Raw genomic sequence first — 26,579 nt, 5'->3', positions numbered from 1 at the left:
AGAGGTGTTGGCCGAGAAGATGGTTGGGGACGTCAACGACCGGCAACTCGACTATTTGCAAGACATCCACGGCTCGGGCCACCATCTTTTAACTTTGATCAACGATGTCCTGGACCTGTCGAAGATCGAGGCGGGGCGAATGGAGCTCGAACCATCAAGGTTCAACCTGCGCGAGGTGCTCGACGCGGCAGCCATGCTAGTCCGAGAGCGCGCCGCGCGAAGCGGCTTGACGCTGACGCTCGAAGCGGCAGGGGCGCCAGAAGAATGGGTTGCCGACCAGCGCAAGATCAAGCAGGTCGTGATCAACCTGCTGTCGAATGCCGTAAAGTTCACGCCCGTGGGCGGAAGCGTGACTCTCCGCGCGCGACACCTGAAGGGTGCGGACAGCAGTGCCGTCGAGATCGCGGTGATCGATAACGGCGTGGGCATTGCTCCAGATCAGCAGGCCTTGGTGTTCGAAGAGTTCCGCCAAGCATCGGGTGATCAACTCGGAAAGTCTGAAGGCACTGGGCTGGGGCTGACTCTGGCGAAGCGCTTCGTCGAGCTGCACGGCGGAACCATGCGCCTGGAGAGCACGCTCGGGAACGGATCGACATTTTCGTTCACGCTGCCAGAGCGCTTTTCGAAGGCTAGTTGATGAATGGTCGGCGCCCGGATGTGCATAGACCTTTTTCCCCCCAGCCAGCTTGGGGCGATCTCCAGCGAACCGTTCTCCACCGCAGCAGTGGACAAGGTTGTGGAAAAGCATGCGGGCATCGCTGCAAACCGTTCCTGGCCGCGCGTCGCGACGCGATGCTCGCAAAGCGGCAACCGAGCCGCTGCGACCTTGAAGTTCAACGATCTGTCGAGAGGCGACCGCGAAAGGTCATCGTCAGCTTCAGCGCTTGGCGTTGCTAAGCAGCCTTCAAGCGCTTTGGGTACGGCGATTGCACGCGATACGCCGCGAGGCAATGCCCGCTTCACCGGCTTGCGCGGCCCGAAGGGCGACAAGAACTGGTGGTCGCCGGGCGCTGGCGGTTCAACGATCGACTCCCTTCGCCGAGAGAGTTGGGGTAATCGTATTTTCTCGACAAATTGACACGGTCGCCCCGAAAAACGTCAATCATGACAAGCACTTGCAAAAGTGAGAGTCGGAGCAGGGCAGTGCGGTTGGTGCAGATTGACACGGCACACTGAACCGGTGGCCGCGGAAAGAGGCCCATGGCTCGCGCGGTAAGACAGTTCTGCTCCGGCGACGGACTTGGTGATCGCTCAGATTGCAGCCTTGCCGGATCGTCGCTCGATCAGCAAGTGCCCGTATTTCTCGAGATTGAACCGGAACGTTCCTCGGAAGTTGATGTGCGAGAAGTGCGCGGGTCCGATCCGGCGAAGCCAGTCGTCCTCCATTGGCAAGCCGGAGGCCCTGAGACGGGCGACAACGCTGTCCATGCGGCTGGTGTTCCAGGCCAGCACGATGTTCGTGAGCAGGGCGTGCGCCCCGGAGATGGCCACCATCTCCTGCCTGCGTCGTCCCCGGTCCTGCGCTATCTGCCCGCCGTGGATTGCACGTTGGAGTTGATGCACCGATTCGCCCCTGCTGAGTAGCGTAAGCAGCTCACGTCGAAAGTCAGTGATCGTCATGTAGTCGCACAGGAAGAGCGTTCGCAGCAGACCGCCGAGATGATCAGCCGTATGGTGCAACGGATCGCCGATGGCGGCAGAGCCCAGCCGATGAATGGCATGTACTGCGGACACCTTGCCAGCGCGAATGGACGCCACAAGCCGCACAAGATCGTCCCAGCCGCGCTCGATGGACTTCAGAGACACCCGGTGCACGGTAGCCCTCTCCAAGCTTTCCGGCACCGACCAGCCCCTGGGGACGAACAGCTTGCGCTCTCGCAGGTCCTTCAGTCTCGGACACAAGTCGAACCCCAGGAGCTTTGCGATGGCCAGGGCGACGCTGGTCATGCCATGCGTGTCTACGGCGAGGAGGGAGACGCGAATGCGATCCTCGCTGCGATTGTGTTGCTCGACGCCTTCGACGGCGGCACCTGCCTGTCGTTCGTTCAGCACGATCGGCTGATCGTAGAAGAGCCCCCAGCGGTCCCGGACGTGGGTGTACAGACCGGCGGCATAGGTGCGTCTGCGCGGATCCACCCTGGCCGTCCACAGGTGCCGACTGGTGTCGATGGCCATCATGTCTGCCGAGGCCTTGGTGCCATCTCCCCACAAGGCGGCGATCGGCAGGGAGTTCTGGAACTCCGAGACCCGTTCGTTAGCCCGCCGCAGGCGGCCACTGAATTCGATGGCCCGCATGGCCGAGGCAATGTGTGCTGCATCCAGGCCGGGAATCATCGACCCCACCCCGGCGGCGTCGTTGTCGCTTCCATGGGCAAGCAGCGCGCCATAGACTGCCAGCAGTTCGTGGTCAGACTCGGGGCGGCGGGCCAGCAGCGCCTCGCTGAAGTGAGTTGCCGCGTCGACCTCCATCAGCACGTCGGGCAATTGCACATGTCCGATGTGCTTGAAGACGGCCTCTCTGGTCTTGCGAGGTTCGATCTCCTCGTCCAACGCATTGATCGGCGGCAAATGCACCAGCCCCTTGGCGTCGATACTCACCTTCCCGCGCTCGACCGCTTCCGCAAGCGCACACATCCCGACCGACATCGTGGCCAGAATCGGCGCCAGGAACTCGCTGGCCTGCGACGGCAGCCCAAGGATCTGATAGTGCTGTTCCTTGCACCTCATCCATTCCTCGGCGGCGAGGAGCATGGATTGGCTGGAGCGGTGACCGATCGAATGGTCTACCCATACGCTGCCGCGGCGCAAGCTCTTGCGTAGAGCCATCATCGTGCTGGCCTCGAACGCACGATAGCGGGACCGGGGATCCAGATCGGTGACGATGGCGCTCCATGCAAGCCCGACCGAGGGCAGCTTGAAGTCCTGGGCAATCTCCCGGCTGCCGATCGACTGAAGCTTCGTCCACGCCTGCCATTGCTCGAATGCCAGGTCACCTGGCTTCCCGGCAAAGTCGATGGCTCGAAGTCCTGCCAGGTGCGCGTGAACGCGGCGGCTGTCCTCCGCAAGGGCTCGACGAATCTGCGAGGCGAATGAGGTGGTCCCCGCGTCGCCGATGCCGTCGAGGAGGCTTCGAGCTTCGAGCACGCGTTCGCGCCACGACTTCGTCTCATCACGAAGCACGGCCCTCGCTCTGACGGCCTGCTGCAGCGCGGCGCCGTTGCTTCGGGCGCGCGCCCTATCGGCACGCTCGGCTGCGTGCCGGAACAGTTCCTGGCTCCGGCGCGATGCCTGGAGCAGCGCGATGTCGGTCAGCTCCATCAGCGTCGCGTGCAAAAAGCAGACAACCTCGACGGTCTGGCGCCGCTGTTCGATGCGAGCGGTCATTGATGGCCGGCGCATCGTCACGTGGGCCGCGTAGGCCTGCTGTTTGCTCAGGCCGATGGAATCCAACGCCCAGTTGTGCACGCCCAAGGCCTTGAGAGCAAGGATCTTCTCCAGCGTCTGGGCGGTCGTACTCTCGGAATGGCGCTGGGGCGGTGTCTTGAGCCACTCGAGATGGCTGCCTGAAGCCGCAGGGGAGGGGGCATAGGCCCAGTCGATCGCTTGGCGCAGCGCCTCCTTCCCAATCGACGCCTCGATCGTTGCGGCCATTGCCGCCTCCGTGGCATCGAACGCCTTGCGGGCCCAGTCCGCGATGCGGCGCGTGCCCGGAATGATGATGCGCCTGCCGTACAGCCAGATGCGTGCAGTTCGCATCAGGTCGTCGGGGTGAGCGGCCTCAAGGGCGGCGACCGCGAGAACCTGTTCGATCTTCTGTCGCTGGACCTCATCCAGCTCGCTCAGGCCAAGATATGAGCGGGCCCACGCTTGGTGCTCGTACAGCGTCTGTCGACGTTCATAGAGAGACCGGAGACTGGCGATGCTCACGCTGGGCAACCGCAACGCTTCGCACACTGAACGCAGCAGGATCTTCGGGACCGTGGCGAATCTGTCCATCGGGCGGCCGCTTGCCCGCAGGAAGAGCAACTGGATGGCTGCAGCGACGCGGCGGTCGTCGCGGAAGCGCTCGCATACCGCGGAAATGTCGTTCTTGCTCAGGCTGAAGAACTGCTGGACATCGAGTTCTGACATCCTGGAAGGAAGCGTTTCCGCGCCAATGAAGCGTTGGGCAAACCACACGGCAGGATCCTCCGCAGGGATGGGGCGGCCAATCTACTCCTCCATCGCGCGTTGTGGCTCCGGGTTCCGGACCCGCATCCGAATATGCGGCGTCGCTCGGCGACAACCACGACCGTGTCAATTTGTCGAAAAAATACGATTACCCCAAAATCCCAATGCTGACAATAACTTAGGCATCTCGATTTCTGCGCAGAGTTGTCCTTTTCATGCAGATTGACACGCTTTGGCCTCGCGAGCCGCGGGTCCAAACCGCGGGTTTGACCAAGCGACCCGCAGCACCTCAACCGTGGTCATGCAGTCAACCCTTCGCAGTCGCGTCTGAAGCTGCGTGAGGGCGGAGTAGCGCCGAGGCGTACATCTCGATCCTGAAGCGGAAGGTGCCTCGGAAGTTGATGTGCCCGAAATGCACGGGCCCGATGCGGCGAAGCCAGGCATCGTCGATATCGATGCCGTCCTTGCGCATGCGCTCGAGCGCGTCATTCATCCGGCTGGTGTTCCAGGCCAGCACAATGTTCGTCAGCAAAGCGTGCGAGCCGGAGATCGCTTTCATCTCGTCGCGCCGCCGACCTCGCTCGGCCGCCAGCTTGCCGGTGTAGACCGCACGCTGCAACTGGTGCACCGACTCGCCGCGGTTCAGCAGCATGTGCATCTCGCGCCGGAAGTCGGGAATCGTGATGTAGTCGCACAGGAAGATGCTGCGCAGAAGGCGGCCCAGATGGTCGGCCGCCCTGTACGCGGGATCGCCTTGCGCAGCGCTGCCCAAGAGGCGTAGCGCGACGTCGGCGCCGATCTTGCCCGCCCGGATCGATGCGACCACACGCATCAGATCGTCCCAGCCCGCCAAGATCGCCTTTCGCGAAAGACGCTTGACTGTCGCGCGTTCGATGCCTTCGGGCACCGCGAAGCCCGCCGGCAGATACAGCTTGCGCTCTCGGAGATCCTGAAGCCGAGGGCAGAGGTCAAAGCCGAGCAGCTTTGCGACTGACATGGCTCCGCTCGAGTAGCCGTGCGTATCGACGGCCAGCAGCGACAGCCGGATGCGGTCGTCACTGCGGTTGTATTGCTCGACACCTTCGATGGCAACGCCGGCCTGCCTCTCGTTGAGCACGATCGGTTGGTCGTAGACGATGCCCCAGCGATCCAGCACGTGGGTATAGATGCCCGTCGCATAGGTGCGCCGGCGCGGATCGGTACGTGCACTCCACAGATGGCGCGTTGCCTCCAGCGACACCATGTCGGCCGAGCCCTTGGCGCCGTCGCCCCAGTGCGCGGAGATCGGAAGCCGGCCCTGGAACTCGACCACGCGCTCGTTGGCGCGCCTCAACCGCCCGTGGGTCTCCAGCGCCCGCATGGCGACGGACACCCACGCCGTGTCCAGTCCGGGAATCATTCCCGCCACGCTCTTGGCGTCGATGTCCGTGCCGTGCGCAAGCACGGCGGCATACAGGGCCAGCAGTTCGGCGGCGGATTCCGCCCGGTGGCCCAGTAGCGCCTCGCTGTAGTTGCTCTGGGCATCGATCTCGAGCAGGAGATCGGGGAACTGGACGTCGCCGATCATTCGGTAAATGAGCTCGCGCAGGCGGCGCGGTTCGCCCTCGTCGGGTAGGGCCGTTATCGCCGGCAGATGCAGCATGCCGTCGACATCGATGTCGAACGCACCCTTCTCGCAGCCCTCGGCGACTGCCGCGACGCCCGCAACCAGATTGTCGAGGAGGGGATCAAGCAGTGGATCGGCCGTAGTCGGCATTCCCAACAACGCGAGATAGGCACTCCGATCGCGCGCCCACTCGGCTGGGGAGATGAGCATCTGCTCGCGTGAGCGGTAACTCAATGAGTGATCGATCCAGACGCGGCCATTTCGCCAGCTCCTGCGCAGCGACATCATGGTGCACGCCGCGAACGCCTGAAGGCCGAAGCGCGTGTCGACATCGTGCACGAAGTCGTGCCAGGCGGCGCCGACATCGGGTAGCGTGAAGTCGCGGGGCAACTCGGACGCATTCGCCGCCTGCAACTGGCGCCACGCAGCCAGTTGCTCGAAGCCCGGATCCTGTGCGCGACCGCCGAATTCCAGTGACTGCAGGCCGCCCAGATACGCCGTGATGCGCCGGTGATCGGTCGACAGCGCCTTCCGCACTTCGGAGGCAAAGCTCTTCGGTGCGGCATCGAGTACCTCACTCAGGAGGCGATCGGCTTCGGCGCACCGTGCATGGAACGGCCTGGCTGGATCGCGCAGGACATCACGGGCCAGACGTGTTTGGTCGCGCGCGACAGCGCCCGACTGCTCACGCGTCGTCTCCACCTTCTGCTTGGCTTTGCGAAACAGCTCTTGGCTGCGGCGCATGTTCTGCTGCACGGCGATATCCGTCAGCTCCAGAAGGCTAACGCGCAGGAAGCAGATCAGCTCGATCTCCTGGCGGGTTTCCTTCAGTTCGCGGTTCTTCGCCGGGCGTCGTGACTGCATCCGCTGGGCGTAGGCGTGCAGCTTGGGCAGGCTGACATCAGCGAGGGACCACTGGTGCACCCCCAATGACTTCAGGTAGCTGATCTTCTCCAAGGTCTCGGCAAGGGTCGTGGGTCCATGGCGCCCGGAGGGAGTCTTGAGCCATTCGAGATGGGAACAGCCAGCGTCGGGGCGCTGACTATGGGCTGATGCAAGGCAACGGCGCACGTCGCCAGGGGAGACCTCGCGGGCGATCGCGTTGCGGATGCGAGCTTCAGTCGCAGCAAACGCACCGCGGGCCCAGTCCTGCAAACGACGCTCGCCTGGAATCAGGATGCGGTGGTCGTAGAGCCAGTGGCACGCGGACGTGACCAGTTCGTCCGCGTGCGCAGCCTCGGCGGCGTGGAGTGCCAGCATCGCTACCAGCGAGGCTTCAGCGGCTCGATCAAGGTCACTCAGGCCAAGGTAGTCCCTGGCCCACTGCTGATGCTCGTACAGCGTGGGGCGGCGCTCGTAGAGACTGCGCAGGCTCGCGATGGTTAGCGGCGCCGCCTCCAGTGTGTCGGCCACGTACCGCAGCAGGTTGCGAGGCAGCACGGAGAAGCGATCCATTGGACGGCCGCATGCGCGCAAGAACAGCAGTTGCAGCGCGCCAGAGACGCGGCGGTCGGACCGAAATCGCTCGCGGATCGCTTGAACATCGCCGTCTCCGAGCTCGAAAAAATGCCTGAGGTCGAAATCCGTCAGGCGAGCGGGCAGGTTCTCCAGACCGACAAAGCGATAGACGTAGGTGGACATGACCGACCAATCCAGACTGTCGGTGGGACTGTACATCGCAGCCGCCAGCCTCCATGAGCGGCGCTTCAACGACCGGAAACCCGCGCCAGCAAAGGCTTTCGGAGCGAACCGTATCAAACTACACGAAAAGGACGATCACCCCAATTTGGAGCGCGATGTTGCGCGACCCTCCGTCGTCGGCAACAGAAACTAGGGGGAACGATTGCTGGTCCGAAGATATTGATTAGCACCGCAGGTGTCGCGGGCATTCTGCTTTTTTCGCCTTTTTCGCTCGTCGAAACCCTGGGGTTGGTCGAACTAGTAGCCGAGCATCGGAAGTACATCGGCCTCGGATTTCTGATTTCTGGCGTTTTGCTGGCCGCTGATGGGGGCTGGCAGGCTGTCAAACTAATACGTACCAAACTCAAGTCGCGACGAATTCGAGCGACCGGAATGAGATGGCTGGCCGACCTTACACCCGATGAGAAGGCGCATTTGCTTCCCTACATTTCCGAAGCAGAGACGACGCAGTATCTGGCGGTCGACGACGGTGTTGTCAACGGGCTCATCTCCAAAGGTGTTCTTTACCGTGCGGCAAGTGTCGGCAGCGTTGTTGACGGATTTGCGGTGAACATGCAGCCCTGGGCGCGCAAGTGCTTGAACAAGGATCCGGAGTTGCTGTGGGGTGCTGGTCCTCGTCCACTCACCCCCCGCGAGCGTTTCTGGGCTCGGTAGACTGGCAACTTGATTGTCGGAGCCCAATCGTCGGAGGGGATCCTGAGAATGCTGGTCCTGGACCAGTAAAGGCTGAGTTTCTTTGGGGTGTGTAGTGCAGCAGAGATCCGGTCTGACGGAGGCGAACTGACCGGGCGACGTCCGATCCCTGAACATTTATTGCAGCGCACACCCCCAAGAAATAAATGCTCTCCACTCATCGACCGAACGAGAGCGCGGCGCTGGTGCTCGGTCAGCCTCATTGGCTCCCTTGAGGAAACAGCCAAACTGCACGCAGATGCGGAAGGGCACCATTAGTAGACACGACCACTGTGTTCGATGACGCCGTGGCACCACTTGACGGTAGGCTAAAGGTATCCGACGAAACCGTACCGGCAGGGCAAAGCAGCAAATCCTTCTCCTTCCAACCCCCGGTATGCGTATTGGTGAGGACCCCAGTCTTCGACCACCGGTCGTTCAACTGAATGGTGATTGGTCGGTAGTGTGGACGCTGCACTGCCGCTTCGACAACAACGTGCCACGTTTGGATCGAGCGCTGAGATGCCGAAACAACGAACGACTGGGAGACAGCAGGATTCGACGACGGATTGCTACAGACAAGTTCTTTGCCGTGGTCTGGTGCACACGATCTAGCGCCGTTGTGCAGCGCCCCGTCAAACAAGGTAATCTCGATAGGGCGCTGTGCTTCCGCTGAACGCTGAGGAATCGCTGCGGCTAGGGCAGGGCACACCTTTCTAGTCCTTTGGCGAGCAGTCGAAGTGCACGCAGCCGAAGGAGTGAACTGATCAAAGTCCGCGCCTCTTTCGGATAGCAAGGTCAGCGCCGCAGCCATTCTGGGCCGGGCACATGACCCAGCAAGGTTGCCAGCGATAGAGGAAGGGTCAGTTCCTAGGTCTAGGACGCGACTCAGGAGCGCCCTAGTCTGCGCTTCCGTTAGTTTCGCAAAGCTATCTCCCGAAAAGATGCCTTGCAGCGATACTGGCGTCCAACTGTACTTTGTGAGCAGTTCTGAGTAGACGCACTCCTGACCAAGCTGTATCGAGCGCCTCAGTGCGAATGCGCGGAGATCTTCGTTGGCGTCCACGAACGCAAGCGAAGCCGTGCAGTTGCCAGCGTTGAGAAGGCGTGCAAGCTGCTCAATCGGTCTTAGCGTGCGCTCCGGAGGTGGGTGAGTGGTGCCCTCCCGCGTTGGCGGCGTCTCGTAGTTGGCTGCGAGTCCGGATCCACCCATCCAGCCAGTGACGCACTGTTGGCCCAATTTCAGCAGGTATCTTTCGCCCCGCTGCACGACCCACGAGTAGGGGCCAGCAGACATCTTTATGCGTTTCGTCCCCTTGTTGGTATAGACGAGGCAATTGGCCTCGACCGTGTGGACAATGTCATCACATGCATTGCCGCGGCAGTCGAACGCGAAAGCCGTCACCGAGGTTCCCAGCAAAATGAGCGGCGCGAACAGCTGGATTGCACTCATGCGGAACTCCGGCCGAAGTAAGGTGAGCGATTCTGCACTACTGCGCCTTGTCGCGCCGCCTGCTTTATGCCCATCATCCTCGCCTCCTCAACGTGCCTTTGCCGTCGAGATCAGCGATCTCAGGGTTGCAGCAAAGTGATCGATCTTCCTCTCCAATCTCACTCCAGCCTCGTAGGCCGTGAATGATCTGATTGAGGTCTTTGAAGCCTCCAACATCTGTCGGACTGTCTGTCTATCGTTCTTGAGAAACGGTTGGCTGTATAGAGCAACCTGTTGAAAGTACGCTTCCATTGCTGCGTCGATGCGAACCTCAGCAGACCGAGATTGACGCGCGGCGCCTGCGGCTTTGCTTGTCTTATCCTCCTCCTCAACCTTCTCCCTGGCAATCTGGAGTTGCGCTCTAGTCAGCTCTGGCGGAATGTCTTCTTTGGTCAACGCAATTGGCTTCATTGCTGCAATATGCATTGCCACGTCCTTGGCTGCACTCGCGTCGCCTTCAAACTCGACCACAACTCCTAGCCCCGTTCCGTGCATGTAGTGGACTAGTTCCCCACCTCCAGCGAAGCGCTTGAAGCGGCGGAAGCTAATTCCTTCGCCGATCCTCTGAACAGTTCCCTTTCGGACATGCTCTAGAGTCGGCCCGAATCCGTCCTGTTCGAGCGGCAAGCTCGAAAGCGTGGAGATATCTGCGGGATTGTGCTTTGCAACCAACATTGCTGCTGAGACTGCGAGACTTCTGATGGACTCCAGACCGGCAACAAAGTCTGTCTCACACCCAAGTTCGACGATCGCTCCAACGGTGTTCTCCACGAAGACCCCGATTGCTCCTTCCGAACCAACAGAAAATGGACCGCCGTCGAGTCCTACAGGTGCTTGATCATCCTCACTGGCATCACTCGACACGACCATCCTGTCTACCCAAGCTTGTGCAGCCTCCAAGATACGAAGCGCACTGCCCACTACTGCATCAACGGGCATATCAAACCTTCTGATTAGATCCAGCGTGACCGCATGCAGATCCTCTTCGGTCAATCGAGCGAATCGTATGCCCTCGATGCTCATCAGCAGCGTAACGTCTACTGGCTCGTGAAGCAGTTCAGTCAGATTGACATGGGGCGATGAACGAACTGCGTCAAGGAGGGCGGCGATCGAGTCGTCATGCAGCATCCGTGAGATCAACTGGGCGGCGCGGCCTTCGACATCTCCGCTCAACCGCGCCTCGGCTTCTCCCAAGCTTCTCGCCCATAAGTCGTCAAATTTCAATGCCAGGGTTGGCGAAAGCTGGGAGTACTCCGACGCGACGCCCATGGCGCGGGCCAGCACAGCGCCTAGATCGCTGCTCCGACGTCTCGGCCGCTGAATCAATTCACTTGAAGTGGAGAAGAGAAACCAAGTAACGGTTCGCAAGACGGAGTAGGTTTCTGGAAGATACGTTGCCCGAGCAGAAAAGGCGGGTGTTTCCATCAATCTCAGCCAACCTCGACGTGTCGCCGGGGCGAACTGGGGGCGTCTGAGATTTGAATCCACGCCAACGTGCCGATATACCGCGGCATGTATGGCAATGACTTCCGGATGGTCAACTCGAAGTGCCTCGGCGAGCGTCCCGTAGAGGTCCGTAGCGTAGTAGCCGGCACGTTCCAGCTTACTCTGAAGGAGAGCATGTGCAGTGAAAATGCCGAGCATCGGATCGTGCCGCGCGGCCGAAATGGACTCTTCGACCCAGGCGTTCGTCAGTTCTGGCATGGGCCGCGAAAGCAGCTTGCGCAGCGCCTCTAAGCGGCGGAGGACCGCGTCGTCTTCTGAGTAGCCTATCCGCTTGTACTGGATTGCGACTCGATCGAGATCTAGCGGAACCTTCGCGGCATCTCGGGAAGTCTGAACTGCCCATGAAATCTTGGTCTGAAGCGAGCCGGGCAGGTTAGACAATGGTAGACACGTGAGTCGGCTAGATCGCCCGTTCAGACCCGGCGGGTCAATGCTCTGGGCTAGAAAGCAGTTTCCCGAGTACCGCCGATGCGTGATGCAAAGGCTGCCAGCGTCCTCGAAAAAGGTTAACTCTGGGTCACCGATGGGGGCGAAATGGTCGTCCAATAGGGTGAGTCGCTCGGCCTCCGCTACAAGATTCGCCTTCAGCGCCGAGTTGTCTCGCCCAGGTTGCCAGGCCGGGTCTCGGATGCAAATCACCAATGGGGCATCGTCCGAAACCCCACCACGATTGGTGGCTTGGAAAGGGCGGTAGCTACGTGTATTCGGCAGTGAGATAGGACTGGCAAACGAGATCGGAGGAAGGACTGCTTGTACTGCATTCGATATCTCAAGCAGGCTGCTTTCCTTGATGTCTCCCAGGCTCTGTTGAACTTTGTAGACTCCCGAGTCGACCTGTGCCGCGATGCTGCCGAGTCCCTGTGCCACGATATTGAACCGGTCATCGAAGAGACAAACCTCTGCAGAATCGTCGCTAGCCCTAATGCTGACGCTGTGTTTCTCAGAGTTTGACATGGGCGCCTTCCGAAGATTGAAAGAGCTGTTCGCCAGATCGATCTCCCGCCAGTATGACTCTGAAGAGGCCTGGTTCCAGGAGTACGGAAAACTCATTCTCCGAGGAGATGGGCAGCGGTGCGACATTCCCTGCGCGGTCACGCAAAACTGCCACATCGTTCTGCAGCCAGATGGTGAATAGCGTATTGAACTTGCCATCGCTCACAATCACCGTAGTGGCAGCGGTTAACGGATGCGAAAGACAAATTCGCTGCGTCAGCAGTTTTGATGACGCATTGAAGAAGATCATCTCCGAGTCCATAGGACTGAATCGAAAGCCGCTCGTGGTCGGATCGTCGGAAAACTCGTGCCAACGCTGGTCGAGCTGCTTCATCAACGTGAGACTCGAGAGTCCGCGGCTATCGTCCGGAGTCGCAGTTTCGAGGCAAGAAATCAATGCGTTCGTGAGAATCCCGTATACCTTTCCGCCGCGTTCGCCAAATGCTCTTTCTGGCGTGCTGCTGCCGTGAGGTGCCGCGAAGATTGCAATTCCCTTGGCGGAGTTGGCTTTAGGAAAAACCGGAATCGGATACGCAGGCCTTGCGTACGAAGATTTCACTGATGCATTGCGGCAGCAGTCCATGATGAGGACGATCTCTTCGAAGAGGGAGTGCATGTGAGCAACCTGCGCAAAGAAGGATCCGCAGATGTTGTCCGGCGTGTCCTCCACGCTGTTCGCGCTGACAAGCGCTGCATCCATCGACCCTCTATCCTTAAGGGTCGCCCACTCCGCAAAACCGTGGCCTGAGAAGTACAGGTACAGCCGCCCGGGCTGTCGGATGAACTTGCCGTCCTGGTCCGTTACGCGTTGGTCAAACGCATCTTTGAACTCGGCAAGGCTTGGCCTCCATTGACGCCAACTTTTGTCCGCAATGCGATCAGCGGTAGTCGTGATGAGGAAGACCCGATTCGGATCCATGTTCCCGCCATCCTTGCGGAGCAGCCAATCTTTCATTAGCTCAACGTCGTTCAGCGGGCTGGAAAGTTCTTTGAAGGTTGGGCTGTAGTACTTCGAAATTCCCACAAGAATTGCGAGATCGTTCGCACGCATGGAATGTATCCTCAAGTGGCAATGAAGTGCTTGAGGCTCGCGAGCGTCGCGCCATCGTTGTCAAAGTCACCATGCTTGCGGGCGGATGAACTAAGTCCGTCGGTCCCTGATACATCTGACCAGACGCTCAAGCCTTCTGCAGACTCCAAGAATTGCGCCACCTTGCGGACATCTTCGTCGTCTGCGAACTTGTCAAGGTAACGCCGCATACCGACAAGTGGCATGCCTACTCGAGGGGCCCATTGCCCTGAAGCGTCTGGATCGCCTTCCAGTAGCCCTGAAACAAAGTAGAGCAGGCTACGGGTGTAAACAGGCGGCAACATCTTGTCAGCGCATTCGAGCTCATCCAGCATTCCAAACATTCGGAACCTGCGAATGAGAGTTCGGTGGCTTGCGAGAGCAGCCGCAAAGCGACGATGTGATACTGCTGGCGCCAGGAACACGACGTCGATTGGGGTAGTAACGTCGGCCACTGCTGCTGCGTCCAGGAAACTACAGATGTAGATGGCGCCGGTGCTGTGTCCAACAAGCGTGATCTTGGATAGCTTTCCATCCAGGCCTTTCAGTGCGTTGACTACGGTGCTGCCACAGCACTCAGGGTCTTGTCCGAACGAGTCTTGGGTGTCCAACTTCATCTGCCGCCAGATTGCCGCACCGGCGAGGTCCATGTAGGCCTTACGAAGGACCTCTTCAACAACTGTACAGTACATCCCGTGGTCAGTGTTCCGTTGATAGCGCGTCAGAACTTTGATCACAATCTTGGCGACGTAGACTGCTGCTGCTGCGACGCTGATTACCCCTTTCTTGGTGGTTGTTGGGTCGTTCGTACCGAGCAGCTCAGCCTGCGCATCTGCATCCATGAGGGTGCTATCAAGTGCGGCTCCGGCTTTTTCCCTTCCCTTCGCGAGTGTCGCCTGTGCCGCAAGCCGTTCAAATGCGTCAACAAATGCCGGATCGTCGTCGATTGCGTGAAGATAGATGTCTTCAGCGAGCCCATGCTCATCCAACTCCGCGGACTTCTTTGCGCTGTTCGCCGTGGCGGGGTCGACATCTAACCGTTCGGTAGGTGGAGTCGAGTGGTCGGTGACGTCGTCGAAGTAACGATCGAAGTCTTGACGTAGCGTCTCGAAATTGATGTCTGCCGGCGTCCCGGTTCCCTTGAGGGTTGCGCCCGTTCCAATTTTTCTAAGCACCCATTCCGAAACCTTCTTCACAAACTCGCGGAATGCGGGGTCCTGCAGCAACTGGGCCTTGTTGTTTCGGAGGGCCTCGAACAACCCGGCCTCCCACACGAAAAAGAGGGGGTACGAACCGGCGGCGCTGTAGTAAGGTGCCAACTCCTTGGCGATTCCTATCCCATCGTGATAATCGACCAAGCCCCCGTGGAAATGGACAACCAAGCCATTCTTCGGTCCAGCGGTGACGGCTTGAGTCAGGATCCGAATGACGTCGTCAGATGAACTGGTCGGAGCCGAGGAAGTCTGACCTGTAGGGAATTGGGCATTGCTGCGTAATCTGCCTCCCTTGCTATGCAGTACGTTGTCCGACTCAATAGGCATCAAAAACCTCCTCGTATATAAGAAAAAGGAGTGACTCTTTGCATCGGAGTTTCGAGGCGATTGCTTGCGAGCGCAAGACCTCTTGGCGGTGATCCCCAAAGTTGATGAGGCTTGGCGCCTGTAAAGCGCCTGGCGCTTACTCGACGTCGGGCCTTGCCAAACTCGACGCAACTATGTGAGATGAAGCAGTGTCCGATCAGCGAATGGAGGCAGTAGAACAAGACTTTGATTCGAGGTGCTGCTCGCGCTTCGATTCCCGATGGCTGGTGCACTTGCGATGTTCATCGTACGGCGTCGAGTAGGTCGTCGTCCACTGAGCGTTCCTGAGGCGAACGTCAGGCTTCGAGCGATCCTGCCCTCCTGCGTCACTGTGTCGCCCGTCCGTCTCGGCCGCGGATGACCACAGGTCGGGCTCGTCGGCGGCTTCCAGGGCGAAAACAGGCAAGCGATATACGGGGTTGTCGTACTTTTCGTGCAAATCGGTGCGCTTTGCCTCAGAAAGTCCTTTTCCGACAACCATTTGCGGAACCAGGCGTTTTCGCCGGACCTCGTCCTTATCATGCAGAAAGGTGCGCTTTGGCTGTCGATGTGGAGGAGGGCGCGTGCGCGGATTCGCGCTCACGTTATCGGCGCGACGACGCTGCGTGCCTCGTATTGGATCGCCGCTGAACAAGCGTGTCGGCGTACTTCTCGACATTGAACTTCATCGTGCCGCGAAAGTTGATGTGCGAAAAGTGCGCCGGCCCGATGCGGCGCAACCACTCGTCCTCGATCCGGGTTCCCTGACGCTTCAGCCTCTCGACGACCTCATGCATCCGGCTCGTATTCCAGGCCAGCACGATGTTCGTCAGGAGTGCGTGCGAGCCCGAGATCGCCATCATCTCGTCGCGCCGTCGGCCGCGCTCCGGCGCAACCTTGCCGCTGTACACCGCACGCTGGAGCTGATGCACCGACTCGCCCCGGTTCAGTAGCGTGTGGATCTCGCGCCGGAAGTCCTCGATGGCGATGTAGTCGCACAGGAAGACGGTGCGCAGCAGTCGTCCCAGATGTTCAGCCGCTCGATGCAGAGGGTCACCTTGCGCAGCCGATCCGAAGCGCTGCAAGGCCAGCGTGGCTGACACGCGCCCGGATCGAATGGACGCCGCCAGGCGAAGGAGCTCGTCCCAGCCGCGCTCGATGGCGCTGAGCGAGACGCTCCTCACGGTGACTGCTTCGAGGCCTTCCGGGACCCTGAAGACGCGCGGCAGGTGCAGCTTTCGCTCCGCCAAGTCACGCAGGCGCGGACACAGGTCAAAGCCCAGCAGCTTGGCGATGGCCATCGCCGGATTCGTGTACCCATGGGTATCTACCGCCACCAGTGATAGCCGCAAGAGGTCCTCACCGCGGTTGTTTGTCTCGACACCCTCGATAGCGACACCAGCCTGACGTTCGTTGAGCACGATGGGCTGGTCATAGACGATGCCCCATCGGTCACGCACGTGGGTGTACAGGCCTGCAGCGTAGGTGCGCCGGCGCGGATCGACCCGGGCGTTCCAGAGGTGGCGCGACGCGACCAGCGACCGGGGTGACTTGGGCATCCCCAGGAGGTCGACGTGCTGCTCACGTTGCGATTCCCAATGGGCTGGAGGAATCAGCATCTGGTCGCGCTCGCGATGGCTCAGTGAGTGATCGATCCAGACGCTGCCGCGACGAAGGCTCTTTCGCAGCGACATCAGCGTGCAGGCTTCCAAAGCCCGAAGGCTCGAGCGGGGGTCCAGATCGTGGACGAGACCGTGCCAAGCGGCACCCACTTCCGGAAGCTGCACGCCTTCGGGAATTTCGGCAGCACTGCGTTCCTGCAACGCACTCCACGCCTTCCACTGCTGGAAACCACGGTCGCCCTTGCGGCCGCCGAACGCCAGATCCTTGAGCGATGTCAGGCAAGCATGTACCCGCTGGACGTCCTGTGCCAGAGCCTTGCGAACTTGCGAAACGAAGCTGCCGGTGGTCACGCCGCTGAACTCGGCGAGCAACTGCCGAGCCTGCAGGACGCGATCCTGCCAGGTCCTGGCCTCATCGTGAAGGATGGCGCTGGCCTGCGCCGCTTGCCTGAGCAGACCTGTCGTGGCGCGTGCGCGGCTTGCCTGGGCGCGATCGGCAGCTTCGCGAAACAGTTGCTGGCTGCGTCGGCTCGATTGAAGCAGCGCCACATCGGTGAGTTCAAGAAGCGTGATCCGCAGAAAGCACACCAACTCGATCATCTGCCGCGATGGGTTGATCTCGCGCGTCTTGGCCGGGCGCCGCGACTGCACCTGCCTGGCGTACGCCTGCTGCTTGGCCAGCGTCACGCTGCTCAGGTCCCAGGTGTCGGCTCCGAGCGCCTTGAGAAAGCGCACCTTCTCGAGCGTTTCGGCCAGGCTTGCCGGTCCATGTCGGCGCGGGGGCGTCTTCAGCCATTCCAGTTGCGTGGAATCCGTCTCGGGCCGAATACAGTAGGCGAGGGCGCTCAGTTCGCGCGCCCTCGCGACCGGAACAGCGGCGCTGACATGGAGGAGGACGCTCGCCTCGACAGCGGCCAACGCGTCGCGGGCCCAGTCCTTGAGGCGGCGCACTCCGGGAATCACGATCCGGCGGGTGTACAGCCACTGGCAGGTCGACCGTACCAGATCGTCGGGGTGAGTTGCTTCTTGAGCGTGGATGCGAAGCGCATCGGCCAGTTGGATTTCATCACTGTCCGCAAGATCTCGAAGACCGAGGTAAGTCTTCGCCCAGAGCTGATGCTTGAACAGCGTCTGGCTGCGCTTATAGATCGAGCGCAACGTTGCAATCGCTGGTGGGGAGATGCCCAACAGCTCCGCCGTGTGCCGCAGCAAGTTGCGCGGCAAGACGTCGAAGCCGTCGAGCGGTCTACCGGTCGCGCGCATGAACAGCACCATCAACGCAGCGGGCAAACGGTGGCTGACTCGAAAATGCTGCGTGATCGCTTCAACGTCTGCCGACCCAAGCTCGAAGAACTGCTCACGGTCAAACTCGCTCAGACGGGACGGAAGGGTCTCCTGGCCGACGAAACGCAGGGCAAAGGAAGACATGGCCGGCTCCAAAACGCGGGGCCGCCAATGTACAGGCTCGGTCCCTGTCAGGGCTGAGTTCGTCTATCACCTGCGCCTTCCAGTGGAGACCTCCACGCCCGCGTGGATGCCGGGCTCGCAAACAAAAGCGCACCGATTTGCACGAAAAGTACGACAACCCCGTGCCAGACCTACTCGGAGAGCACCTGTGCCAGCAGGAGCTTGGCGACGACGAGGTGCGCGACGAGATATTCGAGATCGTGTTCGGCGCAAGCGCGTGAGGCGGAGGTCGTCCTTTTGGTGGCGAAACCACATGGTCGCGTCGGAGAAATCCGTGGAGATCAATAGATTGTGTTCGGCCATCTCGAGCCCTTCAGTGAGGATGTCAGAAAACAGCCGCAGCGATGCCGCGCCCGATCCAGAGCAGACGGGCTCGTAGCCACACCAAGGCTTTCGCGTTACGCTTCCGCTCAGTGCATCGAGGCAAGGAGAGAGCACCATGCCCAATCCGAGGTAATTGGACTTTCTCTGCGGATTGATACGGTCGCGAGAAGATTTCACTTCGAAATCAACAACTTACGGAGGGCGATGTTTGCGCAGAGACGGGCATCCTTAAGTCGTTGTCGCGCATATAGTTTTTTGCGCTGACCGTATCAATCTGCACCATAAGTACGATCACCCCAACATCCAGTCCATAGGTCGTAGCATTCATGTCAGCCCTCCAGTTGGAAGTGAGGGGGATGAAATCCCCGCTCTGACACGCCAGCTATTCGGTATCTTTACGTGGCCAAAAAGTGGGCGGTGTCCATGCCATCTCGGCCATCGTTGGCCCTTTAGTTCGCAAGTCCCTCCAGACTGTTGGGTCTGCGGCGCGCAGTGTTCCCGGCTAGGGTTTCACTCTCATGCGAGTGGTCGTTTGCCGGGTGCATGTTCCGGCGCTGGCTGAAAAGGGTTCCCCGCCCGAGAGTGTCTGGCACAGTTCCGTCTCATTGGTATGCCAAGACCATGGAATTAATGAAGCATGGGACGGAGGTTTTGATGGATTCACTGAAACAGCGCTCTCGATAGGGCGCGTGCTGCTCGGAGGGGGCGCGACGGATGGAGGTTCACTATTTTTCGCTTCCCACATAATCGGGGGCACTGGCGCAATCTCAGTTGAATGACTGCGTGGCTCTAAATTTTCGCCTTTACCGGAAACCTTTTCCCCAGAACTTGTCGGGTTGCTGGTGCCTACCGTTTGAGCTCGCCTGACAAAAAAGAACTCACCATCACTTGTACGCAACTGTCTAAGCTGTGGCGTGATCGTTCGCGTCCAACCTTCTTTATCTTTTTGTAAGGCAACCTCTCGCCGAACGAACACGAGAATATCCGAAAGAGAGATGATGGATGCGCCGTCGCCCGCTGCACCTGTCGCGGCGCGTATAAATGCGTCTGTGAATAGGCTTCCCTTCCACTTTGCGCCCACAATCGTCTGCTCGGTGGATGTGCCAGCAGCGAAGAGATGATGGGACGGTTGATCGAGCTGCGCCAGTGTAAGGGTGCGGTCCGATTTCGCCTGAACCCCGGCCAAGCCACTTACGCAGGTATCGAGAATAAATAGGGCCTGCTTAGCGGAAAGCAGATCATCCCACCTAGTGAGATCATCCATGCTAACCATGCCACCGAATGCGTTCTTTTGAGAGCTCGCCAAGGGCATGTATCCATGCAGTCGCCCGTTTGCAAGTTTACGCGCGGTGCCGTGGCCAGACCAGTAGAAAACGAATTTGTCTTCTGGACCAAGGAGGGTTGGAATCTTGTCCACCATCAGCGATTCAATTCTCGATTTTGTCGCAAATTCCTCAGTTAATACGAAGACGTGATCGAAGCCGGCGGCCTCAATTAGAAAAAGACGCATTCGATCGACATCGTTCTTTGCCTCGCTCAGCGACGGAAATTCGGAGTACTCGGTTATTCCTATTAAGACTGCGTATGATTTTGACCGAGTCCCTGCCAGTTTTTCCAAAGTACTGGCCACATTGGGTTTTGAACGGAATTCTTGTTCAATCCCCGCAGCAAGAGTGGCGGAGGAGAACAGCAGTAGTAGAACCGCCCAAGCAGTTTTCCAAATAAACCACTTCAGTCCTGCTGAAAAATGCCCGGGGAGTGCTTCGATTTGCATGACGCCTCCAGTTGAGGTCTTTACTTATTCACGCTTGTTCTTGCCTTTTGCAGTTCCAAGAAAGACTTTATAAGTCCGACCAAGCCTGCAAGCATTGAAACTACAGAAGTTGCGAGCGCCAAACAGGCGACTAAGAATGAGTCAGACTCTGTTCCTTTAGATTGAATTCCTGGTGGGCGAAAGACGTCATGGAGCAGCCCCCCGTAAACAAGTGCTGCGAACGTCGCCACTCCTGAGGCAATTAGGAGTACCTGGGTCCACCTGTTACTCATCGCGGTCCCCCGTGGCTTCGATGACACGGATGCTCGATCGAAGCAAGGCTATTTGATCTTTCGTAGTTTGCATCGGACTGTCGCAAAGGGCAACGTGCCGTTGTGCTCCGCAAAATCTCGTCTGCGCATCATGCTGACGTGGGCGTGTTCGGCAGATCCCTCGGGGACGGTTCGATGGACCGTGGAGAGCGCCTACAGGCGCGCCGCCAACTTATATAGCTAACGAATATTCGTGGTGCAAGCCGCTCAGCACGGAGAGTAGCCAGAAGTCAGGGGTGTCGGTGCAGAAGATCTCTGCCTTGGACGATGTCTGGACTGCGTGCGGGAGCATCGAATCGTGTCTATTCAAATCTGTTGCGGCGCACACCCCTCGGATCTGGCTGCTCTCCAATCAGCGCTTCGTGGAAAGCGCTCAGCTTGCCGGCCGCCGCCTCTCGGCGGTATCGAGGCTCGACCTCCGCCGGCGCCTTGACCCACTTCTTCACGGTGTTGCGCGACAGGCCCGTGCGCCTTGCAATGTCGCTGAACGAGACATGGTCGCGGAAGTGCATCCGCTTGACCTTGCCATCACGTCCATGGTGATCACCTGTTCGTCCTGCTGAAATATTCAGCAGGACAGTTGAGCACCCTGGTCAATTTTGAATCGGCAGACCCGGGTTCAGGGGGGGTGCGGCAGAAATCTTGGACTACCTTTGGAGGTAGTTCATGTACTCATACGAAAACCGCATCCGTGCGGTCAAGCTTTACATCAAGCTACGGAAGCGCACTGCGGCGACCATTCATCAGTTGGGCTATCCGACGAAGAACTCGCTGAAGAGCTGGTATCTACAGTACGAACGCTCTCGCGATTTGCCTGCGGCCTACGTGCGCTCCAGGTCGAAGTTTTCGCACGAGCAGAAGAAGCTGGCCGTCGACCACTACCTCACGCATGGTTGCTGCATTGCTGCGACCATGAAGGCACTGGGGTATCCAGGGCGCGGGACCCTTGCAGCCTGGATCGATGAGCTGCACCCCGAATCCCGGCAACGCGTTGTCGGCAAAGCCGCCAGTGTGCCCCAGTCGCCGGAATTGAAGAAGATGGCAGTCCTCGAACTGTGCACTCGTCAGGGAAGTGCGCAGGCGGTTGCTCAGAAGCTTGGCGTGAGCAGGCCGACGCTGTACAACTGGAAGGATCGGCTCGTTGGCCGGGAGGCTCCAGCATCCATGAAGCGCCGTAAAGATTCACCGCCTGAGCCGGAGCGAGCGGAACTGGAGCGACAAGTCGAATCGCTGCGACGCGACCTTCAGCATCTGCAGCTTGAGCACGACCTCTTGAAGAAGGCCAACGAAATATTAAAAAAAGATCTGGGCGTCGACTTGCTGCTCCTGACGAACCGGGAGAAGACGCTGTTGGTTGACGCCCTGAGACAGGCCCATTCACTGTCAGATCTATTGATGGAGCTGGACCTTGCCCGCAGCTCCTATTTCTATCATCGCGCGCGCCTGCAGGTCGCTGACAAGTATGCCGGTGTGCGTCGGACCATCGCCGACATCTTCGAACTCAATCGCCGTTGCTACGGCTACCGCCGCATTCACGCGTCGCTCAGCCACTGACAGATTTCGGATTCACTACCCACTACAGGCATTTTTCGACCCCATGGACATCATCTCGACACTCGCACCCCTTTTTGAACGGGTTCTGTCGCGACAAGCCGGTCGGCCACAATCCAGCCCATGGTACCGCTGCACGTCCAACTTGAGAACTCAACCTTGCGAGGGGTCATCACGCGTTTGCATTTCCCGCTGGAGATCATGCTCGTGTGCGTTCGATGGTACGCGGCCTATTCTTTGAGCCTGCGCAACCTGGAAGAGATGATGGCCGAGCGCGGGGTGCTGGTCGACCACGCCACTGTCCACCGCTGGTCACTGAAGATGCTGCCCGTGTTGGCCAAGGTATTTCGTCGGCGCAAGCACCCGGTGGGGCGTTCGTGGCGCGTCGACGAAACCTACGTGCTCGTCGCCGGCCAGTGGAAGTACCTGTACCGAGCCGTCGATCGGCTGGGTCAGACGGTTGACTTCCTGCTGACCGCACGCCGTGACATAGCGGCCGCGCGTCGGTTCTTCGAGCGCGCGATCGCCCAGCACGAAGCGCCCGAGAAGATCACCATCGACAGGAGCGGAGCCAACACCGCTGCGGTGCGAGGTCTGCTCGCAGATCGCGGCGACGCCATCGAACTGCGGCAGTCCAAGTACCTAAACAATCTTGTGGAGCAGGATCACCACGCCGTCAAACGACGAGTCCGGCCGATGATGGGATTCAAGTCTTTTCGCTCTGCCGCGAGCCTGATTGCCGGCATCGAGACCATGCACATGATCAAGAAGGGGCAACTGCGCTGCCCCGACGGCTTGGCATTTTCACATACCGACTACTTCTACAGTCTCGCAGTCCGTTGACCCGGGCAACTGCCTCACTTCACGCGCCTCGACCGGCTTATCGCGACAGAACCCGCAAGAAGCTGGGCGAATGAGAGCGGACGTGCGCGACAGCGCATGGCTCAAGGAGTGAGTGGGGGCTAGCTTAGGTCGAAAAACAATCGACTGAGAGGTGTTCGGTCTGTCGATTTGCTACGAGAGCCCTTCAACAGACAAGTTGTCAAGGTCCTTTAGTGGGCATGCTGAGCACGACGATGTCCGCAGAGCCTCGAAAGGCCACATCAATTTGAGGTCCAATTTTTGTCAAGGCAATCTTCGTGAGACCCAGAAATTGGTCGTCTAATGTGACGTTAATCCCTTCTCTGGCTGCAACAGTCGCTAGCTCTTTCTTCATTGCTGTTCGGGCCTCAGTAACGATCGGTCGCAAGTTGATGCTAGTAGCATTCTGAACCGTGCTCCAGATTTGGTTCTGGAAAAGGGGCGACAGCACATTCCACAAATCGTTGTCTATGATTCGACTGAAGCTGAAGTCGACAAGCGATAAGGATTGAAGTGCGGGGTCGAAGCTTGGTTTCGCAAGGAAATACACCCAGCCTTTTGGCGTCAGAGATGTGGGGGCGGATATCTTTGAGTCAAATTTGACTCCAACAACGAGGTCGTCGCCGCTGGGGTAGATCTTCACTTCTTTGATGGTGGCGCTCGCAGCTGTGGATCCGGCCTTTCCTTCGTAAGTCTTTCCTACAACCGCTGCAGTAGCGAGTCTTTCTAATGAATCGTAGGTGACGGTTATCGGGACTGTGAGATTGAGTTCGTTCTGCTTCGGCGACATTCTCTCAAGTTTCGGCAGAGGCAGCAGATCTGTGGTGGCTGATGCGGGGGAGTCGCCTAATATGACCTCAGTCTTTGCGACGAGCATTAGGGCGAGTTGTGCACCGGTTGGCGTATAACTGAAACCGGAGAAGCCGACCCTCTGCGGTGTTACGATGATCCTCCCGGCTTGCCCAGCGACCCGAGCGAGCGAAATGTCATAGACGTGCCAAATTGGTGCCACAAGCTGCTTCACCTTATCGCAAGTAAGCAAGGCGGGTATCTTCGCCACCGCGTCGTTCATCGCCTTCTTGATCGCCGGCCCAGCTTCTCCATCGATATCGATCCAAAATTTGCCGGCGACTTCCAGCTCAGCCTTGTTTCTCCAAACAAAGTTAGGTGTTGCCAAAAAGGTCGGACACCAGGCTTCGTCGATCCCCATCTCCACATCCGCCCAAGCCGTGAGTGAACCCCGGAAATTCTTCTTGTTCAATGCAAAGAAGTCAGCCAACGCGCCCACAAAGCCTGCGGAGCCTTCTGCTCGAATCGGTAAGCTGAGACGAACTCCGCTGGGCAGTGCACTAATGACTGCAGGCCCGTCTCTCACAATGTTTGCGTTGTAGTCGATATCGAGACAAAGATTCTCAACTTGGTTGACCGTTACCACGGTTGTAATGAATCGCGCTACTGCTCCAAGCACCTTCCCGACATCCCCTCCTACCTGCTTCTCTACGGTTTGTTGAACTTCCTTGTTAACGTTGATACAGACACTCTGGCGTCCCTGCAAAGGGACGTTGGTGGGGAGGGCTTCAGTCAGTGCCTTGCTAATCGTCTCGTAGTGGAACAATGCGTTAAGTGTAATTAGCGACTCGGCTGAAGTCGGCGCGACTTCGTTTGGCCTTATTGGTGGTTGCTCGGCAAGCTCCTTGTACGTCTTTCCGCAGCCGGTCAGGGCGAGCATCGCAATCACTACTCCGATGATGGTGCGAGTTTGCATAGGTGGCTCCTTGATGCATCTTTGGCGCGATAGAAGGTCAATGTGGGGGATCTAGTCACCGATCGACTCCTGGCGACTCCGAGTTGATCCCGATCTGCACCGCAAATGCGCAACTTGGAGAAGATCGAGGCCAAGCAAGCCGGACATCTCAAATTGGCAAAGCGGCAGTGACGGTCAAGGGCTTGATATTTTCAAGGGGCCACTGGATCCACCGGAACTCGGCAAAAGGCTGGCTGTTCCGGCGCGGTGCCGATGATCACATAACCCGTGCCCACTCGATGGCATTCATCTAGCCATGGTCACTCCTCATCTCGACAGACTTTGACTCCCGGCCCTTCGAAAGGTACGGCTTGGCAGCACGCTAGGGAAAGAACTGGTGATGCACAACCACATTCTTGATGAGACGAGCACGTGCAGTATCGGGTTCGACTCGCGGAAAGGCGGTATGTGGAAAAAAGCTGAGGCCGCGGAAAGTCCGTGGACAACGGGCTGACTGTGTAAGCAAAGAGGTTGACGCGCGAGGAGAATGGTTAGAGACTTAGCGCATATTTGGCGATGGTGTTGGAGGAGTTGATGAGCGTCAAGGAGTCCTTCTGGCATTTCATAACTGAATTCTTGGGGTATCGCCATGCCGGACGGCGGACAGCCTGATCCGACGCGGTCGCTTGATCCCCTCTGGACGTGGCTGGGATCAGCCATAGTGGGTGCAAGCGCGCTCACTTCGCTATTCATACGTTCCGGCGCAACGTCCATATTTCCTGGCCGGGACTCTGTAATGCAAGACGACGTGATCGTGTCAGTGGCGTATTGGGGATTGCTAATCTCGACAATCGGTCTTGCCGCCCTTGGGACAATCGCGCGCAGGTACAAATACATGGGATATGACCGCAGCGGATTCGCTTGGCCCCGCTTTACTCTAGTAGAAGGGGACGTTCGTGACGGGTTGGCAGCCAGGGGAACATTCGCGGTGCTCACGCTCGTTCCATTGACCGGTTGGATCATCGCTTTGGTGGCCTACTCGAAGAGCCGCATCGCGCTCTGGAACTCTCCTGTTCCGTTGTCCGACGGGTTTATATCCAGCCGAGTAGCGGCTATTCAAGCCGCGTGCGAGGGGCAGCCCTGCTTTCGCATGCACCCGATTGACGGCGTGCCTCCCTTCGCGATGCAATGGTTCTCGTATCTAAATGATCCCGCCTTGCTGGTTTTGTCTGTGTACGCGGTGTACGTTTGGGCGAGATGGATGAGGCCGGCGCTCAAGTCTTGAGATACTGATAGACGCTAGCGCGCGAGATGCCGAGCGTCTGGGCAATGTCTACCTTCGGCACGCCGCGCTCTGCCATCTCTCTCAGCGTTGCCCTCGCCGCCTCGTCGAGCACTGGCTTTCTTCCCTTGTAGACGCCTTTCGTCTTTGCGATTGCGATGCCCTCGCGCTGGCGCTCGCGGATCAGCGCACGCTCGAATTGGCCGACGGCCCCGAGCATCTGGAGAAGCAGCATCGAGTACGCAGCTCTGTGCGCGTCACCGCCTTCGTCGGGGCGCTCAAAAGTCAAATTCTCCTTGACGAACATGACGCTGACGCCGCGCGCTGTCAGCGACTCCACCACCTCCTGCAAATCTTTCAAAGATCGCGACAGCCGATCCATGCTGTGCACATACAGATGGTCGCCGTCTCGCACGTGACCGAGCATGGCCTGAAGCTGCGGTCGCTTTACATCTTTGCCACTCGCCTTGTCGGTGAAAATTTTGTCCAGAACGAGCCCCTCAAGCTGGCGCGCGTCGTTCTGATCCACGCTGGAAACCCGGACGTAGCCGATTTTTTGCCCGCTGCTTGGCGGCAGATTTTTCTTCACGGTCATGGGAATGCTCCAAGAGTTCAATGTCTGAATTGACTCTATAAGGTATTTTGGAATTTGTCGATAAATTCTGAAATACACCCTAACTGGACGCGAATTAACGAATCGAGAAGTGTCTGACTAGCGTGTAGCCAATCTGGACGGCGGCTACGTTCTTGGCGTGCAGCCGCCATAGGCGATCCGGCGAAGAATTTCCGGCCATCAAAGGCGGTCGGCAAGCCGCCAAATCGAGCCGCTGGCGCGTTTTTCCGGCGCGGCCGTGGTCTAAGCGGCTGCGAGTGCG

The 26,579-nt window shown here is 59.0% G+C and carries 16 protein-coding genes and 2 pseudogenes; 7 read left to right on the top strand and 11 right to left on the bottom strand.

Annotation, left to right across the window (positions count from 1 at the left end; all coding sequences use genetic code 11):
• A partial coding sequence (locus QTH97_RS33410) for a sensor histidine kinase (RefSeq protein WP_286572887.1) occupies positions 1-637 on the top strand: 637 nt, incomplete at its 5' end.
• A gap of 3 nt (positions 638-640) precedes the next feature.
• On the top strand, positions 641-1,078 hold the full coding sequence (locus QTH97_RS33405) for a hypothetical protein (RefSeq protein WP_286572886.1): 438 nt from the start codon (positions 641-643) through the stop codon (positions 1,076-1,078).
• Between the two features lie 173 nt (positions 1,079-1,251).
• Here QTH97_RS33405 and QTH97_RS33400 read toward each other — a convergent pair whose 3' ends face one another.
• Both QTH97_RS33400 and QTH97_RS33395 read right to left on the bottom strand, forming a co-directional pair.
• Complete coding sequence (locus tag QTH97_RS33400) at positions 1,252-4,131, bottom strand: Tn3 family transposase (protein WP_353655693.1); 2,880 nt, start codon at positions 4,129-4,131, stop codon at positions 1,252-1,254.
• Between the two features lie 346 nt (positions 4,132-4,477).
• A complete protein-coding gene (locus QTH97_RS33395; RefSeq protein ID WP_286572884.1) occupies positions 4,478-7,417 on the bottom strand; it encodes a Tn3 family transposase in 2,940 nt (979 codons plus the stop codon).
• Between QTH97_RS33395 and QTH97_RS33390 the strand changes: the two genes are divergently transcribed.
• Together QTH97_RS33390 and QTH97_RS33385 are read left to right on the top strand one after the other, a co-directional pair.
• Complete coding sequence (locus QTH97_RS33390) at positions 7,416-7,610, top strand: hypothetical protein (RefSeq protein ID WP_286572883.1); 195 nt, start codon at positions 7,416-7,418, stop codon at positions 7,608-7,610. The two genes, QTH97_RS33395 and QTH97_RS33390, sit on opposite strands and share 2 nt — an antisense overlap.
• Positions 7,611-7,636: 26 nt before the next feature.
• A complete protein-coding gene (locus QTH97_RS33385) occupies positions 7,637-8,131 on the top strand; it encodes a superinfection exclusion B family protein (RefSeq protein ID WP_286572882.1) in 495 nt (164 codons plus the stop codon).
• 1,558 nt (positions 8,132-9,689) lie between these two features.
• Here the strand turns inward: QTH97_RS33385 and tsf are convergent.
• The 7 genes and pseudogenes from tsf to QTH97_RS33350 all read right to left on the bottom strand — a co-directional run.
• Entirely contained in the window at positions 9,690-12,101 is a 2,412-nt protein-coding gene (tsf, locus tag QTH97_RS33380) for a translation elongation factor Ts (RefSeq protein WP_286572881.1), read from the bottom strand.
• Positions 12,088-13,191, bottom strand: coding sequence for a caspase family protein (locus QTH97_RS33375; RefSeq protein WP_286572880.1), 1,104 nt, complete (start codon positions 13,189-13,191; stop codon positions 12,088-12,090). Before QTH97_RS33375 ends, tsf begins: the two co-directional genes overlap by 14 nt.
• Before the next feature lie 11 nt (positions 13,192-13,202).
• Complete coding sequence (locus QTH97_RS33370) at positions 13,203-14,750, bottom strand: hypothetical protein (RefSeq protein WP_286572879.1); 1,548 nt, start codon at positions 14,748-14,750, stop codon at positions 13,203-13,205.
• A gap of 623 nt (positions 14,751-15,373) precedes the next feature.
• Positions 15,374-17,818 (bottom strand): Tn3 family transposase, encoded by a 2,445-nt coding sequence (locus QTH97_RS33365; protein ID WP_286572878.1) that lies wholly within the window; start codon positions 17,816-17,818, stop codon positions 15,374-15,376.
• 547 nt (positions 17,819-18,365) lie between these two features.
• A complete protein-coding gene (locus tag QTH97_RS33360) occupies positions 18,366-18,509 on the bottom strand; it encodes a hypothetical protein (RefSeq protein ID WP_286572877.1) in 144 nt (47 codons plus the stop codon).
• Between the two features lie 174 nt (positions 18,510-18,683).
• Complete coding sequence (locus QTH97_RS33355; RefSeq protein WP_286572876.1) at positions 18,684-19,955, bottom strand: caspase family protein; 1,272 nt, start codon at positions 19,953-19,955, stop codon at positions 18,684-18,686.
• Positions 19,956-20,619: 664 nt separating this feature from the next.
• Positions 20,620-20,778 (bottom strand): annotated as a pseudogene (locus tag QTH97_RS33350) (helix-turn-helix domain-containing protein); the annotation flags it as partial.
• A 154-nt stretch (positions 20,779-20,932) separates the two neighbouring features.
• Here QTH97_RS33350 and QTH97_RS33345 point away from each other — a divergent pair.
• Together QTH97_RS33345 and QTH97_RS33340 are read left to right on the top strand one after the other, a co-directional pair.
• A pseudogene (locus tag QTH97_RS33345) lies at positions 20,933-21,814 on the top strand (transposase); the annotation flags it as partial.
• Positions 21,815-21,940: 126 nt separating this feature from the next.
• Positions 21,941-22,660, top strand: coding sequence for an IS6 family transposase (locus QTH97_RS33340; protein WP_286572875.1), 720 nt, complete (start codon positions 21,941-21,943; stop codon positions 22,658-22,660).
• Between the two features lie 199 nt (positions 22,661-22,859).
• Here QTH97_RS33340 and QTH97_RS33335 read toward each other — a convergent pair whose 3' ends face one another.
• Positions 22,860-24,443 (bottom strand): DUF4403 family protein, encoded by a 1,584-nt coding sequence (locus QTH97_RS33335; protein WP_286572874.1) that lies wholly within the window; start codon positions 24,441-24,443, stop codon positions 22,860-22,862.
• A 775-nt stretch (positions 24,444-25,218) separates the two neighbouring features.
• Here QTH97_RS33335 and QTH97_RS33330 point away from each other — a divergent pair.
• Complete coding sequence (locus tag QTH97_RS33330; protein ID WP_286572873.1) at positions 25,219-25,707, top strand: hypothetical protein; 489 nt, start codon at positions 25,219-25,221, stop codon at positions 25,705-25,707.
• Here QTH97_RS33330 and QTH97_RS33325 read toward each other — a convergent pair.
• The gene (locus QTH97_RS33325) at positions 25,697-26,299 is read right to left on the bottom strand and encodes a recombinase family protein (protein ID WP_286572872.1); all 603 of its coding nucleotides are present in this window, start codon (positions 26,297-26,299) and stop codon (positions 25,697-25,699) included. The two genes, QTH97_RS33330 and QTH97_RS33325, sit on opposite strands and share 11 nt — an antisense overlap.
• Positions 26,300-26,579 lie beyond the last annotated feature (280 nt).

This window comes from Variovorax gracilis, assembly GCF_030317115.1.
Taxonomy (GTDB): domain Bacteria; phylum Pseudomonadota; class Gammaproteobacteria; order Burkholderiales; family Burkholderiaceae_C; genus Variovorax; species Variovorax gracilis.
The sequence above is the reverse complement of the archived record's forward strand: the minus strand, read 5'-3'. Positions and strand labels throughout refer to the sequence as shown.

Excerpts from the sequence above, each read along its gene's own strand:
- QTH97_RS33370 (WP_286572879.1), bottom strand. The coding sequence starts at position 14,750 with ATGCCTATTGAGTCGGACAACGTACTGCATAGCAAGGGAGGCAGATTA.
- QTH97_RS33365 (WP_286572878.1), bottom strand. The coding sequence starts at position 17,818 with ATGTCTTCCTTTGCCCTGCGTTTCGTCGGCCAGGAGACCCTTCCGTCC.
- QTH97_RS33360 (WP_286572877.1), bottom strand. The coding sequence starts at position 18,509 with ATGAATGCTACGACCTATGGACTGGATGTTGGGGTGATCGTACTTATG.
- QTH97_RS33405 (WP_286572886.1), top strand. The coding sequence starts at position 641 with ATGGTCGGCGCCCGGATGTGCATAGACCTTTTTCCCCCCAGCCAGCTT.
- QTH97_RS33325 (WP_286572872.1), bottom strand. The coding sequence starts at position 26,299 with ATGACCGTGAAGAAAAATCTGCCGCCAAGCAGCGGGCAAAAAATCGGC.
- QTH97_RS33400 (WP_353655693.1), bottom strand. The coding sequence starts at position 4,131 with ATGTCAGAACTCGATGTCCAGCAGTTCTTCAGCCTGAGCAAGAACGAC.
- QTH97_RS33390 (WP_286572883.1), top strand. The coding sequence starts at position 7,416 with ATGACCGACCAATCCAGACTGTCGGTGGGACTGTACATCGCAGCCGCC.
- QTH97_RS33335 (WP_286572874.1), bottom strand. The coding sequence starts at position 24,443 with ATGCAAACTCGCACCATCATCGGAGTAGTGATTGCGATGCTCGCCCTG.
- tsf (WP_286572881.1), bottom strand. The coding sequence starts at position 12,101 with ATGTCAAACTCTGAGAAACACAGCGTCAGCATTAGGGCTAGCGACGAT.
- QTH97_RS33340 (WP_286572875.1), top strand. The coding sequence starts at position 21,941 with ATGGTACCGCTGCACGTCCAACTTGAGAACTCAACCTTGCGAGGGGTC.
- QTH97_RS33375 (WP_286572880.1), bottom strand. The coding sequence starts at position 13,191 with ATGCGTGCGAACGATCTCGCAATTCTTGTGGGAATTTCGAAGTACTAC.
- QTH97_RS33395 (WP_286572884.1), bottom strand. The coding sequence starts at position 7,417 with ATGTCCACCTACGTCTATCGCTTTGTCGGTCTGGAGAACCTGCCCGCT.
- QTH97_RS33330 (WP_286572873.1), top strand. The coding sequence starts at position 25,219 with ATGCAAGACGACGTGATCGTGTCAGTGGCGTATTGGGGATTGCTAATC.
- QTH97_RS33355 (WP_286572876.1), bottom strand. The coding sequence starts at position 19,955 with ATGCAAATCGAAGCACTCCCCGGGCATTTTTCAGCAGGACTGAAGTGG.